At 36.0% G+C, this 18,050-nt stretch carries 16 protein-coding genes; all 16 read left to right on the top strand.

The window, feature by feature from the left end:
- Positions 1-208: 208 nt before the first annotated feature.
- The 16 genes from yfmF (at position 209) to miaB (ending at position 18,048) form a co-directional block, all read left to right on the top strand.
- Positions 209-1,483 carry an EF-P 5-aminopentanol modification-associated protein YfmF gene (gene yfmF, locus ACZDYH_RS04470; RefSeq protein WP_000772418.1) on the top strand — a complete coding sequence of 425 codons (1,275 nt, stop codon included), beginning with the start codon at positions 209-211 and terminating at the stop codon, positions 1,481-1,483.
- Complete coding sequence (gene yfmH / locus ACZDYH_RS04475; RefSeq protein WP_016123272.1) at positions 1,484-2,770, top strand: EF-P 5-aminopentanol modification-associated protein YfmH; 1,287 nt, start codon at positions 1,484-1,486, stop codon at positions 2,768-2,770.
- 100 nt (positions 2,771-2,870) lie between these two features.
- On the top strand, positions 2,871-3,584 hold the full coding sequence (ymfI, locus tag ACZDYH_RS04480; protein ID WP_006928385.1) for an elongation factor P 5-aminopentanone reductase: 714 nt from the start codon (positions 2,871-2,873) through the stop codon (positions 3,582-3,584).
- Positions 3,585-3,659: 75 nt separating this feature from the next.
- Positions 3,660-3,908: a DUF3243 domain-containing protein gene (locus ACZDYH_RS04485; protein ID WP_000114450.1), complete on the top strand. Its 249-nt coding sequence runs from the start codon at positions 3,660-3,662 to the stop codon at positions 3,906-3,908.
- 138 nt (positions 3,909-4,046) lie between these two features.
- Positions 4,047-4,832 carry a DUF3388 domain-containing protein gene (locus tag ACZDYH_RS04490; protein WP_000574107.1) on the top strand — a complete coding sequence of 262 codons (786 nt, stop codon included), beginning with the start codon at positions 4,047-4,049 and terminating at the stop codon, positions 4,830-4,832.
- Between the two features lie 21 nt (positions 4,833-4,853).
- Positions 4,854-5,780, top strand: coding sequence for a helix-turn-helix domain-containing protein (locus tag ACZDYH_RS04495; RefSeq protein ID WP_006928386.1), 927 nt, complete (start codon positions 4,854-4,856; stop codon positions 5,778-5,780).
- 64 nt (positions 5,781-5,844) lie between these two features.
- On the top strand, positions 5,845-6,423 hold the full coding sequence (gene pgsA, locus ACZDYH_RS04500) for a CDP-diacylglycerol--glycerol-3-phosphate 3-phosphatidyltransferase (protein WP_001052967.1): 579 nt from the start codon (positions 5,845-5,847) through the stop codon (positions 6,421-6,423).
- A gap of 20 nt (positions 6,424-6,443) precedes the next feature.
- Positions 6,444-7,682, top strand: coding sequence for a competence/damage-inducible protein CinA (gene cinA / locus ACZDYH_RS04505; protein WP_006928395.1), 1,239 nt, complete (start codon positions 6,444-6,446; stop codon positions 7,680-7,682).
- Between the two features lie 143 nt (positions 7,683-7,825).
- Complete coding sequence (gene recA, locus ACZDYH_RS04510; RefSeq protein WP_001283860.1) at positions 7,826-8,857, top strand: recombinase RecA; 1,032 nt, start codon at positions 7,826-7,828, stop codon at positions 8,855-8,857.
- Positions 8,858-9,340: 483 nt separating this feature from the next.
- The gene (gene rny / locus ACZDYH_RS04515) at positions 9,341-10,903 is read left to right on the top strand and encodes a ribonuclease Y (protein WP_000204911.1); all 1,563 of its coding nucleotides are present in this window, start codon (positions 9,341-9,343) and stop codon (positions 10,901-10,903) included.
- A gap of 162 nt (positions 10,904-11,065) precedes the next feature.
- Entirely contained in the window at positions 11,066-11,860 is a 795-nt protein-coding gene (locus tag ACZDYH_RS04520; protein ID WP_001221095.1) for a TIGR00282 family metallophosphoesterase, read from the top strand.
- Positions 11,861-12,009: 149 nt separating this feature from the next.
- Complete coding sequence (gene spoVS, locus ACZDYH_RS04525; RefSeq protein ID WP_000404341.1) at positions 12,010-12,270, top strand: stage V sporulation protein SpoVS; 261 nt, start codon at positions 12,010-12,012, stop codon at positions 12,268-12,270.
- A 59-nt stretch (positions 12,271-12,329) separates the two neighbouring features.
- The gene (locus ACZDYH_RS04530; RefSeq protein ID WP_102955954.1) at positions 12,330-13,253 is read left to right on the top strand and encodes a dipeptidase; all 924 of its coding nucleotides are present in this window, start codon (positions 12,330-12,332) and stop codon (positions 13,251-13,253) included.
- Positions 13,254-13,477: 224 nt separating this feature from the next.
- The gene (locus ACZDYH_RS04535; protein WP_000625418.1) at positions 13,478-15,235 is read left to right on the top strand and encodes a 2-oxoacid:acceptor oxidoreductase subunit alpha; all 1,758 of its coding nucleotides are present in this window, start codon (positions 13,478-13,480) and stop codon (positions 15,233-15,235) included.
- Positions 15,222-16,088 (top strand): 2-oxoacid:ferredoxin oxidoreductase subunit beta, encoded by an 867-nt coding sequence (locus tag ACZDYH_RS04540; RefSeq protein ID WP_000190155.1) that lies wholly within the window; start codon positions 15,222-15,224, stop codon positions 16,086-16,088. The genes ACZDYH_RS04535 and ACZDYH_RS04540 overlap by 14 nt, the downstream gene beginning before the upstream one ends.
- Positions 16,089-16,518: 430 nt before the next feature.
- The gene (gene miaB / locus ACZDYH_RS04545) at positions 16,519-18,048 is read left to right on the top strand and encodes a tRNA (N6-isopentenyl adenosine(37)-C2)-methylthiotransferase MiaB (protein WP_001005378.1); all 1,530 of its coding nucleotides are present in this window, start codon (positions 16,519-16,521) and stop codon (positions 18,046-18,048) included.
- The last annotated feature ends 2 nt before the right edge of the window (positions 18,049-18,050 follow it).

Genomic DNA, 18,050 nt, shown 5'->3' on the forward strand with positions numbered 1-18,050 from the left:
TATTTTATAAGTATAAAAAAGCTCGCACATTAGTGTGGGCTTTTTTACATAGAATATATTTAATACGGAATTTTACTATGTTCCTTACATATTAAAGTTTTTAGAAAGAATCATATGTAAGCATAATAAGGGAGAAAAGTTGATTTTTTATTTCTAAAAACTGTATATTGAAGAGGAATATTCCTATATACGTAAAGGAGGGCTATAAATGAAACTAATGGAACAACAACTACATGAGTTAGGTGGTTTGCGCGTACATATTATTCCGACTGATAAATATAAAACGAATACCTTTGTATTTCGTTTTAAAGCGCCTTTAAATGAGGAGACGGTGACAGAGCGTGCCCTATTGCCATACGTATTGCAAAGTGCGACAGAAAAATTACCTTCTGTAATTCGTCTTCGTCAATATTTAGAAGAATTATACGGATCTTCTTTAGCGGTAGATGTAAGTAAAAAAGGGGAAGACCATATTATCTCCATTTATGTAGACATTGCAAATGAAGTTTATTTACATGATGCACCACCGTTATTTGAAAAAGCGCTTTCTATGTTGTCAGATATTGTGTTACATCCAGCAACGGAGGGGAACGGTTTCCTATCTTCTATCGTAGAAAGTGAAAAAAGAGCACTGTTACAGAGAATTGAAGCTACTTATGATGATAAAATGCGTTATGCAAACGAGCGTTTAATTGAAGAAATGTGCAAAGTAGAACCGTATCGTTTAAGTGCAAATGGAAAAAAAGAGAGTGTTATGTCTATTACAAATGAAAGTTTGTATCAGTATTATCAAAAGGTGTTAGCGGAAGATGAAATGGATCTATATATTATTGGTGATATTTCAGAAAACGCCGTTGATCTTGTAAGTAAGTATTTTTCTATTTCAACTCGTCCAGTGAGAGAAAGAAATGTACTCCTTCATAGACGAAACAATGAAGAAAAAGAAGTTGTTGAAAAACAAGAATTAAAACAAAGTAAATTACACATCGGTTATCGTACATTTGTCACATATAAAGATGAAGATTATTTTGCATTGCAATTGTTCAATGGATTGTTTGGTGGCTTTTCTCATTCGAAGTTATTCGTAAATGTGCGTGAAAAAAATAGTTTAGCGTACTATGCAGCATCGCGCTTTGAAAGTCATAAAGGTTTATTATTTGTTATGTCAGGAATCGAAGCGAAAAATTATGAAAAAGCAGTTGAGATTATTAAAGAACAAATGCTTGCGATGCAAAACGGAGAGTTTTCTGAAGAAGAAATACATCAAACAAAAAGTGTCATCCAAAATCAAATATTAGAGGCAATTGATACACCACGTGGCTTTGTAGAAATGCTATATCATGGTATTATTTCAGATCGTACACGTCCAGTTGAAGAATGGCTTACAGGTATAGAAAGTGTGACGAAAGAAGAAATTGTAAAAGTTGCTAAAAATATTGAACTAGATACAATTTACTTTTTACAAGGAACGGAGGGAGAGTAAATGGAGAAAATTGTTTATGAGCAATTAAAAGAAACACTCTATTATGAAAAACTTCCTAATGGATTAGATGTATATGTTTTACCGAAACAAGGATTTAATAAAACATTTGCGACGTTTACGACGAAATATGGTTCTGTAGATAATACATTTGTACCATTAGGGAAAGAAGAAATGATTCGTGTGCCTGATGGAATTGCACATTTTCTTGAGCATAAATTATTTGAAAAAGAAGATCACGATGCTTTCCAATTGTTTAGTAAACAAGGAGCATCGGCAAATGCTTTTACATCCTTTACACGAACAGCTTACCTTTTTTCATGTACTTCAAACGTAGAACAAAATTTAAATACATTGCTAAACTTCGTGCAAGAGCCTTATTTCTCTGAAAAAACGGTTGAAAAAGAGAAGGGGATAATTGGGCAAGAAATTCAAATGTATCAAGATAACCCAGATTGGCGTTTGTACTTCGGGTTAATTGATAGCTTGTTTGTAAAACACCCAATTAAAATTGATATTGCAGGGACAATCGAATCTATTAGTAAAATTACGAAAGATTTATTGTATGAATGTTATGAAACATTTTATCATCCGAGCAATATGTTATTATTTGTTGTGGGTGCAATTGATCCAGAGAAAACAATGGATTTAGTACGTGAAAATCAAGCGAAAAAAGATTATAAAAACCAGCCAGAAATTGTGCGTTCATTTGAAAAAGAACCAAATGAGGTAAATGAAAAGAAAAAAATTATTTCAATGCCTGTGCAAACACCGAAATGTTTAGTTGGTATTAAAGCGACTAATTTAAAGGAAAAGGGGCAAGCGCTTTTAAAACAAGAAATTGCGCTTACGTTACTCTTAGATTATTTATTTGGAAAAAGTTCTGTTCATTACGAAACTTTATATAATGAAGGGCTTATTGATGATTCATTCTCGTATGACTATACAGAAGAAAATAACTTCGGTTTTGCAATGGTTGGCGGTGATACGAAACAACCTGATGAATTGGCAAATCGTTTAAAAGATATTTTATTAAAAACAGATTATGATCAATTAGATGCGGCGGCATTAGAACGAGTGAAGAAAAAGAAAATTGGTGGTTTTTTACGCTCGTTGAATTCACCAGAATATATTGCAAATCAATTTACACGATACGCGTTTAATGAATCTAGCCTGTTTGACGCATTGACTGTATTAGAAGGACTAACCGTTCAAGACTTACAAGAAGTAGCGAAATTATTGTTATCAGAAGACAAAATGAGTATTTGTCAGGTGTTACCGAAAAAATAAAATTAAAAAGATACCCTCATCTTATCATTGAAAAATTGTAAGATGAGGGTATTATTTAGTTATGTGAAAATTGAACTTGTAGAGATAAGAGAGGGACTTTATGAAAAAGTATGCGTTAGTAACTGGAGGGAGCGGAGGAATTGGCTCTACTATTTCGAAACAATTAATTCAAGATGGATATACAGTTTATGTTCATTACAATAACAATGAAGAAAAGGTATTGGAATTGCAGAAGGCATGGGGAGAAGTTATCCCTGTTCAAGCGAATTTAGCTTCTAGTGATGGAGCAGAGCAATTGTGGGGACAAATTGAACATCCTATTGATGTTATTGTATACGCAGCTGGGAAGAGTATTTTTGGACTAGTAACAGATGTAACAAACGATGAATTGGATTATATGGTAGAACTTCAAGTGAAGAACGTATATAAATTACTTTCTATGGCACTTCCGCCTATGATCGGGAGAAGAAGTGGTAATATTGTAATTGTTTCATCTATATGGGGACAAATAGGGGCTTCTTGTGAAGTGCTTTATTCAATGGTAAAAGGGGCACAAAATTCATATGTGAAAGCTTTAGCGAAAGAAGTTTCTTTAAGTGGATTACGTGTGAATGCAGTAGCACCAGGAGCAATTGAAACGGAAATGTTAAGTGTTTTTTCTGAAGAAGATAAAATGGGAATTGCTGAAGATATACCATTAGGTAGAATAGGATTACCAGAAGAAGTAGCGAAAACAGTTTCATTCCTCGTATCACCAGGAGCGTCTTACATAACTGGACAAATTATCGGAGTGAATGGCGGTTGGCACTGCTAAAAAATTCTTACATAAAAAATGAATAGTTGCACAAATTAAGGATGATTTTATTACTCAATAGTGAGGTGCTTAATTATGTCAGTATTAGATAATTTTGATCAGTGGAAGAGCTTTTTAGGAGAACGTTTAGAGCAAGCGCAAGACAAAGGTTTAGATGGCGGTGCGGTATCAGATATGGCGTTTCGTGTTGGCGACTATCTTGCTAATGAAGTAGAAGGACGCAATGACCAAGAGAAATTATTAGCTGAGCTTTGGAAAGTTGCTGATGAACAGGAGCAACATACAATTGCAAATTTAATGGTTAAGTTCGTACAACATAAGTAAAAGTAGAGAGGAGATTCTCCTCTCTACTTTTTTTGTATAATAATTACACAGGGTAGATTATACATTTAGCTTCCCTATTAAGGTGAAATCATATAATATAGTACGTAGGTGTAAAGTAAGCAAGGGGAGTGATCTTGGATGATTGAATGGTATTTTGAATATGAAATACATAAAAACCGACCTGGCTTGCTTGGTGACGTTTCTTCGTTAATCGGTATGCTCGGCATTAATATTGTCACAATTAATGGTGTAGATAATGCACGACGTGGGTTACTTCTTATGTGTGATAATCAAGAGCAAATCTCTAGACTTGAATCAATTTTAAATACGATGGATAACATAACGGTAACGAAATATCGTCCGCCCAAGCTAAGAGATAAGCTAGCGGTTAGGCATGGTAGGTACATACAACGAGATGCAGATGATAAGAAAACATTTCGATTTGTGCGTGATGAATTAGGCTTACTTGTAGACTTTATGGCAGAAATTATGAAAAAAGAAGGCCATAAACTAATTGGGATACGCGGAATGCCTCGTGTCGGAAAAACAGAATCCATTGTTGCTGCAAGTGTTTGTGCAAATAAAAGGTGGTTATTTGTATCATCTACTCTTATTAAGCAAACTGTTCGTAGTCAATTAATTGAAGATGAGTATAGCGATGACAATATTTTCATCCTAGATGGAATTGTGTCAACGAAGCGTGCTAACGAAAGACATTGGCAGCTCGTTCGTGAAATTATGAGATTGCCTGCAACGAAAGTTGTGGAACATCCTGATGTATTTGTGAGTCAGTCAGAATACACATTGGATGATTTTGATTATATTATCGAGTTGCGTAACGATTATGATGAAGAAATTCAATATAATTTAGTAGATGAAATTGAGCAAGGTACGCAAAATAATTTCTCTATGTTTGACTTTTAAAGAAATATTGAGGTGTTAGTAGTGACGGAATTGGGACAAAAGCTGAAAGAAGCAAGAGAAGCGAAAGGCTTGTCTATTGATCAGCTGCATGAGATTACAAAAATTCAAAAACGCCATTTAGTGGCAATTGAAGAAGGCAATTATGATGTATTGCCAGGAGCTTTTTATGCGCGTGCATTCATTAAACAATACGCAGATGCGGTTGGATTAAATGGAGAGGAACTGCTCGTAGAACATCAGAGTACGATACCACAATCTGAAAAGCGTGAAGTTCCACAAGTATCAACGGGACAAAAAACACAAGAAACAATGCAAAAATCTTCATCATGGCCAATTGCAGATCACATGCCGAAAATCTTAGTTGCGCTGTTAGTAATCGCAGTTGGAGTGGTAATCTGGTTTGTGTTTCAAGCGTTAACTGGAAAAGATGATGAAAAAGTTCCGAGCGCTCAAAGTGAGAAAATTGAAGTTCAAAAAGCGAAAGATTCTCCGTTAGATACGAAGAAAGATGAAGTGAAAGCGGAAGAGCCAAAAAAAGAGGAACCAAAAAAAGAGGAACCAAAGAAAGAAGAACCAAAGAAAGAGGAGCAACCAGCACAACCAACTGGACAGCAAGAAGTGAAAGTAGTTGGAACAACTGGAAAGGTATCTACTTTGGAAATTCATAATAATAAAACATTAGAACTGGAATTATCGGGTAAAGGTGCGAGTTATGTAGATGTTAAAGATGAAGCTGGGAATGTGATTCTAAACGCTACAGTACAAGAGGGCCAAATAGAAAAACGTGATGTATCAACATTAAAAGAAGTGCGACTTAATATTGGAAATGCAACGAATGTTGAAGTTAAACTGAATGGCCAAGTGGTCGCTTATCCATTGGATCCAGAAAAAGAACTTCACCAAAGATTGGTGATAAAAAACCAAGGGATAGAGCAACCTGCACAATAACAGTCATCGCTTCGATGACTTTTTTTCGATGAACAAATGTTTTTGATATGATGGAGGAATAGCTGTGAATTTACCAAATAAAATTACAATATCTAGAATCTTCTTAATTCCAATTTTTATGGTAATTATGTTAGCACCCTTTGATTGGGGTTCATACAAAATTGGTGATGTTGATTTACCGATTCAACATTTAGTGGGGGCACTTATCTTTATCATTGCTTCAGCTACAGATTGGATTGATGGACATTACGCAAGAAAATATAATCTTGTAACGAATTTAGGGAAGTTTCTTGACCCGTTAGCTGATAAATTACTTGTTTCGGCAGCACTTATTACATTGGTAGAGATGCAATATGTACCGGCTTGGATTGTTATTGTAATTATCAGTCGTGAGTTTGCGGTAACTGGTTTACGTCTTGTACTTGCTGGAACAGGGGAAGTAGTTGCAGCAAACCAGCTAGGAAAAATTAAGACATGGACACAAATTATTGCGATTGCAGCATATTTATTACACGATGTACCTTTAAATTTAATCCATATTCCAGTTGCGGATATCTTCATATGGATTGCATTAATCTTTACTGTTATTTCAGGATGGGATTATTTCTGGAAAAATAGAGCTGCTTTTGTAAACTCAAAATAGAAGTTTATGGGGGAATTGGGATGAATGCTGAGATTATTGCGGTTGGAACTGAATTATTACTTGGACAAATTGCAAATACAAATGCCCAGTTTTTATCTGAAAAGTTAGCTTCAATCGGAATTAACGTGTACTATCATACTGTTGTTGGTGATAATAATAAGCGATTGCAAAAGGCGATTGAAGCTGCGGAAGAACGTGCTGATATACTTATTTTCACAGGTGGATTAGGACCGACAAAAGATGATTTAACGAAAGAAACGATAGCTACTAGTTTAGATGAAGAGCTTGTGTATGATGAAAAGGCATTAGCCTTAATAAGTAATTACTTTAAGCGTACAGGCCGTGAATTTACGGAGAATAATAAAAAGCAAGCGCTCGTTTTAAATGGAGCAACAGTATTTGCAAATGACCACGGTATGGCGCCGGGTATGGGGGTAAATAAGAACGGAAAAGTTTATATTTTATTACCAGGGCCACCAAAAGAGATGAAACCAATGTATGTAAGTTACGTAGAGCCTTTTTTACGTAATTTTACAACAGGAGAAAACATTTATTCTCGTGTGCTTCGTTTCTTCGGTATTGGGGAGTCCCAATTAGAGGTGAAAGTTCAAGATTTAATTGATGGACAAACAAACCCAACAATTGCCCCATTAGCAAATGATGGAGAAGTGACATTACGTTTAACCGCTAAGCATCAAAATGTTAGCGAAGCGGAGAAACTAATTCAATATGTGGAAGATTTGATTTTAGAAAGAGTAGGAGAATTTTTCTACGGATATGACCAAGAATTTTTGCATTATAAGGCAATCGAGTTATTGAAGAGAAAAGGGTTAACTTTAGCGTGTGCAGAAAGTTTAACAGGTGGTCTTTTTGGAAATCAAGTAACTGAAAACGCTGGTGTTTCTTCTGTGTTTAAAGGCGGTGTCATTTGTTATCATAATGATGTGAAGCAACATGTTTTACGTGTGCCTGAAGAAGTGTTGCATACTGATGGTGCAGTTAGTAAAGAATGTGCTCGTTATCTTGCTGAAAATGTTAAGGATGTACTAAAAGCGGATATCGGAATTAGTTTCACTGGTGTAGCAGGGCCAGATGCTTCAGAACAGAAAGAACCAGGAACAGTATTTGTTGGGCTTTCTATTAAGGATGAACCAACTGTAGTCTTTCCTCTTAATTTAAGCGGAAGTCGTCAACAAATTAGAGAACGAACAGCAAAATATGGATTTTATCATTTATATAAAAAGCTAGAAGAGATATAAGTTTCTTCTAGTTTTTTTACGGTTAAATTTAGATATTATTTGATAGAAAATAAAAAAATCGAATAAATGTTCGATTTTTGTTGGCAAATTGAATTGAAAATAGGTATAATAAGATTAGCAATTCAGTTAAGGAGGAATTTTGAATGAGTGATCGTCAAGCAGCGTTAGATATGGCGTTAAAACAAATAGAGAAGCAATTCGGTAAAGGTTCAATTATGAAATTAGGAGAACAAGCGGAGCGTAGAGTTTCTACAGTTTCTAGTGGTTCTTTAGCACTTGATGTGGCACTAGGGGTAGGCGGATATCCACGTGGCCGTATTATCGAAATTTACGGACCTGAAAGTTCAGGTAAAACGACAGTTTCATTACATGCAATTGCAGAAGTACAACGTCAAGGTGGACAAGCAGCATTCATCGATGCGGAGCACGCAATGGATCCTGTATATGCACAAAAATTAGGCGTTAACATAGATGAATTACTATTATCACAGCCTGATACAGGGGAGCAAGGATTAGAAATCGCGGAAGCACTTGTACGAAGTGGTGCGGTTGACATTATCGTAATTGACTCTGTAGCAGCTCTTGTACCGAAAGCAGAGATTGAAGGCGACATGGGTGACTCACACGTAGGTTTACAAGCACGTTTAATGTCACAAGCACTTCGTAAGCTTTCAGGAGCAATCAACAAATCAAAAACAATTGCAATCTTTATTAACCAAATTCGTGAAAAAGTTGGGGTTATGTTCGGAAACCCAGAAACAACTCCAGGTGGTCGTGCGTTGAAATTCTATTCAACTGTCCGTCTTGAAGTGCGTCGTGCGGAGCAATTAAAGCAAGGTAACGACATCGTTGGTAATAAAACAAAAGTAAAAGTAGTGAAAAATAAAGTAGCACCACCATTCCGTGTTGCTGAAGTTGATATTATGTACGGAGAAGGTATTTCAAGAGAAGGTGAAATCTTGGATATGGCTTCTGAGCTTGATATCGTTCAAAAGAGCGGTGCTTGGTATTCTTATAATGAAGAACGCCTAGGACAAGGTCGTGAAAATTCGAAGCAGTTCTTAAAAGAAAATACAGATTTAAGAGAAGAAATTGCCTTCTTTATTCGTGAGCATCACGGAATTAGTGAAGATTCTGGTGCTGAGGGCGCAGAAGATTCAACTCTTCTTGATTAAAAAAATAAAAGACACGGCCTCGTGTCTTTTATTTTTTTATCTACTATTAAGGAGCATAATATTATAGATAAAAAATATTTTTTTACTTCAAATGCGTTGTGTAAAGAGGGATATTTAAATATTTTAAGTAAAAGAAATGGGAATTACTAAGGTTTTCCAGTATAGTAGGCTCCTTACTTTTAAAATTTAGGTCACATTCAAGGCTGAAGGCAAAGAAAGTAAAAGTAGACAACGCTTGACAATGAAAATTACGATAGATACAATGAGAATGTATATTTTTTTCTTATATACAATATACTCTTCTCAAGAAGAGAAGTAATATTCGGAGTAAGGTTTAAATCTTACCGAAATAATAATATGACATTTTAATTGTGAAATGAAGAAAGTCCCTTAAAAAAGCGGGACGACGGTCTTTGCTGTATGTTGTAATTCAATGTACATGCCGACAGTCTTTTTTCATTCATAGCAAGGGGAGGTGAAATCATGACGAGTACAGTTTGGATACTCATCTCCATTTTGCTTGCAACAGTCGGTGCAGTTGTTGGCTTTTTTGTTCGAAAGTCTATTGCTGAAGCGAAGATTAATGGTGCGGCTAATGAAGCGAGACGTATTTTAGACGAAGCGAATCGTGATGCTGAAGCACTTAAGAAAGAAGCGCTTTTAGAAGCAAAGGATGAAATTCATACACTTCGTACAGAAGCTGAATTAGAAATTCGTGACCGTAGAAGCGAATTACAAAAACAAGAAAATCGTTTAATGCAAAAAGAAGAGAACCTTGATCGTAAAGACGAAACGCTCGATAAACGCGAGCAACAGTTAGAGAAGAAAGAGGAATCTCTTGTAGCGAGACAACAACAGATTGAAGAGTTGGAAAGCAAAGTGGGAGAGTTAGTTCAAAAGCAACAAACAGAATTAGAGCGCATTTCCAATCTGACACGCGAACAAGCGAAAGCAATTATTCTTGGTAAAGTAGAAAGTGAAGTTTCTCATGAAATCGCTGTTATGGTAAAAGAAAGTGAAGTTCGCGCGAAAGAAGAAGCGGATAAGAAAGCAAAAGAGATTTTATCTCTTGCAATGCAAAGATGTGCAGCTGATCATGTTGCTGAAACAACCGTTTCGGTTGTAAATCTTCCAAATGACGAAATGAAGGGACGTATTATCGGGCGTGAAGGTCGTAATATTCGTACGTTAGAAACGTTAACGGGTATTGACTTAATTATCGATGATACACCAGAGGCGGTAATCCTTTCTGGATTCGACCCAATTCGTCGTGAAACAGCTCGTATCGCTCTTGATAAACTAGTACAGGACGGACGTATTCACCCAGCGCGTATTGAAGAGATGGTCGAAAAATCAAGACGTGAAGTGGACGAGTATATTCGCGAAGTCGGAGAGCAAACAACGTTTGAAGTGGGTGTTCACGGATTACATCCAGATTTAATTAAAATTTTAGGTCGTTTAAAATACCGTACAAGTTATGGTCAAAACGTCTTAAAACACTCTATGGAAGTTGCGTATTTAACTGGACTTATGGCGGCAGAGCTTGGCGAGGATGAAAAACTAGCAAGACGTGCAGGTCTATTGCATGATATCGGAAAAGCGATTGACCATGAAGTAGAAGGAAGCCACGTTGAAATTGGTGTTGAACTTGCAACGAAATATAAAGAGCATCCTGTAGTTATAAACAGTATCGCATCTCACCATGGTGACACAGAACCAACTTCTATCATTGCAGTTTTAGTTGCAGCAGCAGATGCTTTATCAGCTGCAAGACCGGGAGCTCGTAGTGAAACACTTGAAAACTATATTCGTCGTCTTGAAAAGTTAGAAGAGATTTCAGAGTCTTATGAAGGCGTTGAAAAGTCATTTGCAATTCAAGCAGGACGTGAAGTTCGTATTTTGGTAAAACCAGATACAATCGATGACTTAGAAGCTCATCGCTTAGCTCGTGATATCCGAAAACGTATTGAAAATGAACTGGATTACCCAGGACATATTAAAGTAACTGTTATTCGTGAAACACGTGCAGTGGAATACGCAAAATAAAGTGGTGAAACACCACTTTATTTTTTTGTGTTGGAATTGGATAAAATAAAGACAGTTAGTTATATAGTATAAAAGTGAAACAAACTTATAATAAACATATTATAAGGAATTTACTTGATGCTATAGCAATAAAAAATGCAGTACATAGAAAGGGTAAGACATATGAGAATATTATTTGTTGGGGATGTAGTAGGATCTCCTGGTAGAGGTATGATTCAACAATACGTACCGGCATTAAAGAAAAAATATACACCTACAGTAACAATCATTAATGGAGAAAACGCAGCAGGTGGCCGTGGGATTACAGAAAAAATATATCGAAACTTTTTAGAATGTGGGGCGCAAGCAGTTACACTTGGAAACCACGCTTGGGATAATCGTGAAGTATTTGAATTCATCGATGATGCAAAATATCTTGCAAGACCAGCTAACTTCCCAGAAGGAACTCCAGGAAAAGGACTTATCTTTGTGAACTGTAATGGAACAGAAGTTGCAGTTATTAACTTACAAGGACGTACTTTCCTTCCTCCGATTGATTGTCCATTCCGTAAAGTGGATGAATTAATTAATATTGCGAAAAAACGTACGAATATTATCTTTGTTGATTTCCATGCGGAGACTACAAGTGAAAAACAAGCGCTAGGTTGGTATGTAGATGGGCGTGCTACAGCAGTAGTAGGTACGCATACGCATGTCCCTACAGCAGATAACCGTATTTTACCAAGCGGAACAGCATACATTACAGATGTTGGGATGACAGGGCCATATGACGGAATATTAGGTATGGACAGAGAAGCAGTATTGAAGAAGTTTTTAACAAACTTACCAGTACGATTTGAAGTAACAAATGGTAGAACGCAATTAAGTGCAGTGTTAATTGATGTGGATCCAAATACAGGAAAAGCAAAGAAAATTGAACGTATTTTAATTAATGACGATCAACCATTTTTTGAGTAAATTCTCGTTAAATTTTAGGTAAGTTATTATATTTTAATTTTTTAGAAAAATTACGAAAATTTAGCAGGAATACGCGCCATTCCTCGTGAATATAAGTTAAAGTGAAATAATTGCTAATACTTTTTAAAGAAACGAGGAGGAAACGCGGAATGGAAATATTAAAAGTTAAAGCAACGTCGGTCCCTAATTCTGTAGCTGGTGCACTTGCAGGTGTTATTCGCGAACGCGGAACAGCAGAAATTCAAGCTATTGGTGCAGGTGCATTGAACCAAGCGGTAAAGGCAGTAGCAATTGCAAGAGGATTTGTAGCGCCTAGTGGTTTGGACCTGATTTGTATCCCAGCGTTTACAGATATTATGATTGATGGCGAAGAGCGTACAGCAATAAAATTAATTGTAGAACCTCGTTAAGTTTTAAACAACCTGTTTGCAGTATGCAAACAGGTTGTTTTTATAATGGAGGAATGAAAATGAAAATTTTTGATGCTCATTGTGACGTGCTTCTTCAGTTATGGAGTGCACAAGGGAAAAGGAATTTTAACGATGATTCACAATTACATATTACATTTGAACAGTTAAAGAGAAGAAAAGGAAGTATACAATGTTTTGCTATATATGTACCAGAAACAGTGGCATATGAAAACCGATTTGAAGCAGCATTACAAATGGTAGATATTTTTTATAATGAAATTTTATCCCTACCAGGTGTAAAGTTTATTCAGACAAAAGATGATATTAACATGTTAAAACAGGACGAGGTTGGAGCGATATTAACACTAGAAGGATGCGAAGCAATTGGAAAAGAAGCAATGAAATTACGGTTGTTGTATCGCCTAGGAGTACGTTCTTTTGGACTAACATGGAATTATGCCAATCTCTTAGCTGATGGTGCGCTAGAGACACGTGGGGCGGGTTTAACGAATTTTGGTAAACGGGTTGTACAAGAACTGAATGCGCTACATGTATGGACTGATGTGTCTCATCTGAATGAAAGAAGTTTTTGGGATGTTATAGAGATTGCAAAAAATCCTATTGCTTCCCACTCAAATTGTATGAAACTTTGCGAGCACCCACGTAATTTAAACGATGAACAACTTAAAGCTCTTATAAAGAAAAATGGCATGATCGGTGTCACTTTTGTACCGCAGTTTTTAACGAATGAAAATGAAGCAAATATAACAGATATAGTAAGACATATCGAATATATTTGTTCATTAGGTGGAGAGTACAATATAGGATTTGGTTCAGATTTTGATGGGATTTTAGAAACAGTTGTAAATGTATCAGTTTATCGAGATTATGAAAATGTAATGAATGAGCTTTGTAAACACTATGCTGCATCTACTGTAGAACGATTTTTATATGATAATTTTGTAGAACATATGAGTTTTTAAGTTTTGGTTTAAAATTCAGAAAAATTAAAATTAATTCATTTGATTTTATTGCTTTTTTTAAGACCTAATACTAGAATGAAAAACAAAATAGCTTTATACTAAAGATTCAGGGAAATCAGAAGAGGCATAATTTGCGTCCGTTGTAGTTTATTTGCATAAAAAATGCTAAACTATTACTGTAAAAAAATACACTACAATGAATGCAGCCAAAAGGGGTGTAGGAGATGATTAGTCAACTTTCATGGAAAGTTGGAGGCCAACAAGGTGAAGGAATTGAAAGTACAGGAGAAATCTTCTGTATTGCATTAAACCGATTAGGATATTACCTATACGGTTACCGCCACTTCTCATCACGTATAAAAGGCGGCCATACAAATAATAAAATTCGTGTAAGTACAACAGAAGTACGAGCGATCTCAGATGATTTAGATATTTTAATTGCTTTTGACCAAGAAACAATTGATTTTAATTTCCACGAACTACGTCCAGGTGGAATTGTAGTTGCGGATGCGAAATTTAATCCAACAATACCTGACAATACAGATGTAAATCTATATGTGATACCGTTTACAGATATTGCTTCAGAATTAGGCACATCATTAATGAAAAACATGGTTGCTGTTGGAGCATCAAGTGCAGTATTAGGATTAGATGAAACAGCTTATTTAGATGTTGTTGAAGAAATCTTTGGTCGTAAAGGAGAGCAAGTCGTTCAAAAGAATATGGACGCAATTAAACGCGGCTCTCAATATATGAAAGAATTACTAGGTGAGAAAGTAAACATGATGCAGCTTGAAAAAGCTGATGGTAAAAAACGCATGTTTATGATTGGAAACGATGCAATCGCATTTGGTGCGGTAGCTGGTGGTGCTCGTTTTATGTCAGCATACCCAATCACACCTGCATCAGAAATTATGGAATACTTAATTAAAAAATTACCGAAAGTCGGCGGAACAGTAATCCAAACTGAGGATGAAATCGCAGCTTGTACAATGGCAATCGGTGCAAACTATGCTGGTGTTCGTACATTAACGGCATCTGCTGGTCCAGGTCTTTCATTAATGATGGAAGCAATCGGTTTAGCAGGTATTACAGAAACTCCATTAGTAATTGTTGATACACAACGTGGCGGCCCAAGTACAGGATTACCAACTAAGCAAGAACAGTCTGACTTAATGGCGATGATTTACGGTACGCATGGTGAAATTCCAAAAATCGTAATGGCGCCAAGTACAGTTGAAGAAGCTTTCTATGACATTGTAGAAGCATTTAACTTATCTGAAGAATATCAAGTTCCTGTTATTTTCTTAACAGATTTACAGCTTTCTTTAGGAAAACAAACAGTAGAACCACTTAAATTAGATAAAGTGGAAATTCGTCGTGGTAAGCTTGATTTAGAAGTAGAATTACCAGAACGTGAAAATAAAGCATACTTCAAGCGTTATGAAGTAACAGAAGACGGCGTTTCACCACGTGTTTTACCTGGTATGAAAAATGGTGTTCACCATGTTACAGGTGTAGAACATGATGAAACTGGAAAACCATCGGAATCAGCAATAAACCGTAAAGATCAAATGGACAAACGTTTCCGTAAAATGGAGAACTTGAAGTTTAATACCCCTGTTTATAAAAATGTTAAGCATGAAGAAGCAGACGTATTGCTTGTTGGATTTAACTCAACTCGTGGTGCGATCGAAGAGGCAATGACGCGTTTAGAACAAGAGGGTATGAAAGTAAACCATGCTCATGTGCGTTTAATTCACCCGTTCCCAACAGCTGAAATCGATCCACTTGTGAAAAAGGCGAAGCGTGTTGTAGTAGTAGAAAACAATGCAACAGGTCAGCTTGCTAACATTATGAAAATGAATCTTGGTAATGGTGAGAAAATTTCTAGTCTTTTAAAATATGATGGAAACCCATTCTTGCCGAAAGAGATTTACAACGAATGCAAAAAAGGGGTTGTATTAAATGGCAACATTTAAGGACTTTCGTAACAGTGTAAAGCCAAACTGGTGCCCAGGTTGCGGAGACTTCTCAGTGCAAGCTGCAATTCAACGTGCGGCAGCTAACGTTGGCCTAAATCCAGATGAACTTGCTGTTATTTCTGGTATCGGCTGTTCAGGCCGTATTTCAGGTTATATTAATTCATATGGTGTGCATAGTATTCATGGTCGTGCCCTTCCAATTGCGCAAGGTGTGAAAATGGCAAATCGTGATTTAACAGTTATCGCTTCAGGTGGTGACGGTGATGGGTTTGCGATTGGTATGGGTCATACAATCCATTCTATTCGTCGTAATATCGACATTACGTACATCGTAATGGATAACCAAATTTACGGATTAACAAAAGGGCAAACTTCACCACGTAGTGAAGCTGGATTTAAAACGAAAAGCACACCACAAGGTTCAATTGAACCATCACTAAATGTAATGGAAATGGCCTTAACAGCTGGTGCGACATTTGTGGCGCAAAGCTTTTCGAGTGATTTAAAAGAATTAACACAAATTATTGAAGCTGGTATTAACCATAAAGGATTTTCATTAATTAACGTATTTAGCCCATGTGTTACTTACAATAAAGTAAATACTTACGATTGGTTTAAAGAGAATTTAACGAAACTAAGCACAGTAGAGGGATATGATCCATCTAATCGCATGATGGCTATGCAAACTTTAATGGAAAATAACGGTTTAGTAACAGGGTTAATTTATCAAAATACTAAGCAACCATCATATCAAGAACTTGTTAAAGGCTATAGTGAAGAGCCTTTAGTGAAATCTGATTTAAATATGGATCAGAAAATGTTTGATGAGCTTGTTGCTGAATTTATGTAATGTAAGAAGAGGAGGTTGCCGATTTGGTAACCTTTTTTTATGTACAAAAATATAGGGTAGCCTTATTTACTTAGAAAATTCAGAATGATAAAATAATATATAAATCGTTGTATGAAAATGGCAAGTTCATTGCTTATGAAATGTAAGATCATAAAGGGCCTCTTTATTGTTAAAATTGGCGAAATACATCATACTATGGTAATGTTTATAGGGATAAAGCAATATGCTTTTTGGTAGGACAACAAGAAATGATAAAAAGGGAATGTCTATTTGCGTGGGGAAGACTTCATTCTTATGAATGATTAGATTGATTACTCAAGTTTCAAAGGACAAGTTATCTCTCAAGCTATCTAACCATTTTTGAGGTGAGTCTAGGCGCATTAAAATGGACTATAGAGTATGTATAGTTAAGGGTGAAAGGAGATTACCGATGAACGAGCAACAACGATTAGCAAGTCAACAAGCAAATTCCTCTACGAAAAAAGAAGAGAAAGATTATAGTAAATACTTTGAAAATGTATATCAACCACCTTCCTTAAAGGATGCGAAAAAGCGCGGGAAAGAAGAAGTTAAAATTGAACGGGATTTTGGCTTACCTGAAGAGTTTCGCAATTTTGGTACAGGAAGAAAGTTCTATATTCGTACATATGGTTGTCAAATGAATGAGCATGATACGGAAGTAATGGCAGGTATTTTCACCGCACTTGGATATGAACCAACTTTTTCAACTGAGGATGCAGATGTAGTTTTATTAAACACTTGTGCAATTCGTGAAAATGCTGAAAATAAGGTGTTTGGTGAGCTAGGCCATTTAAAGTCACTCAAACGAAGAAATCCAGACCTTTTAATTGGTGTATGTGGTTGTATGTCTCAAGAGGAATCTGTTGTAAATAAAATTATGCAAAAAAATCAGCATGTAGATATGGTATTTGGAACGCATAATATTCATAGATTACCGTACATTCTAAAAGATGCGATGTTCTCGAAAGAGACGGTAGTTGAAGTATGGTCAAAAGAAGGTGACGTAATTGAAAACCTTCCGAAAGTACGTCGTGGTGATATTAAAGCTTGGGTAAATATTATGTATGGCTGTGATAAATTCTGTACGTATTGTATTGTACCGTATACACGCGGAAAAGAGCGAAGTAGACGTCCAGAAGATATTATCCAAGAGATTCGTCATTTAGCTGCAAATGGTTATAAAGAAATTACTTTACTTGGTCAAAACGTAAATGCATATGGTAAAGACTTTGAAGATATAGAATACGGTCTTGGCGATTTAATGGACGAACTTCGTAAAGTTGATATTGCCCGTATTCGTTTTACAACGAGCCATCCACGTGATTTCGATGATCACTTAATTGAAGTGCTTGGCAAAGGTGGCAACCTAGTAGAACATATCCATTTACCAGTTCAATCTGGAAGTACGGATATGCTGAAAATTATGGCACGTAAATATTCGCGTGAGCATTATTTAGAACTTGTAAGAAAAATTAAAGAAGCAATTCCAGATGCAGTATTAACAACAGATATTATCGTTGGTTTTCCAAATGAAACAGATGAGCAATTTGAAGAAACGATGTCGTTATATCGTGAAGTAGGGTTTGATACTGCCTTTACATTCATTTACTCTCCTCGCGAAGGTACACCAGCTGCAAAAATGAAAGATAATGTACCGATGGAAGTAAAGAAAGAACGTCTTCAACGCTTAAATACACTAGTAAATACGTTGGCAATTGAAAAGAATAGTCGTTACAAAGGTCAAATTGTAGAAGTGTTAGTTGATGGGGAAAGTAAAAATAATCCGGAAGTACTTGCAGGTTATACTCGTACGAATAAACTTGTAAACTTCGTCGCTTCAAAATCTTTAATTGGTCAGCTTGTGAAAGTAAAAATAACGGAAGCAAAAACTTGGTCTCTTAACGGGGAATTAGTTGAAGAGCCGATTGAGGTGAAATAATA

This window comes from Bacillus sp. EB V-12, assembly GCF_056158125.1.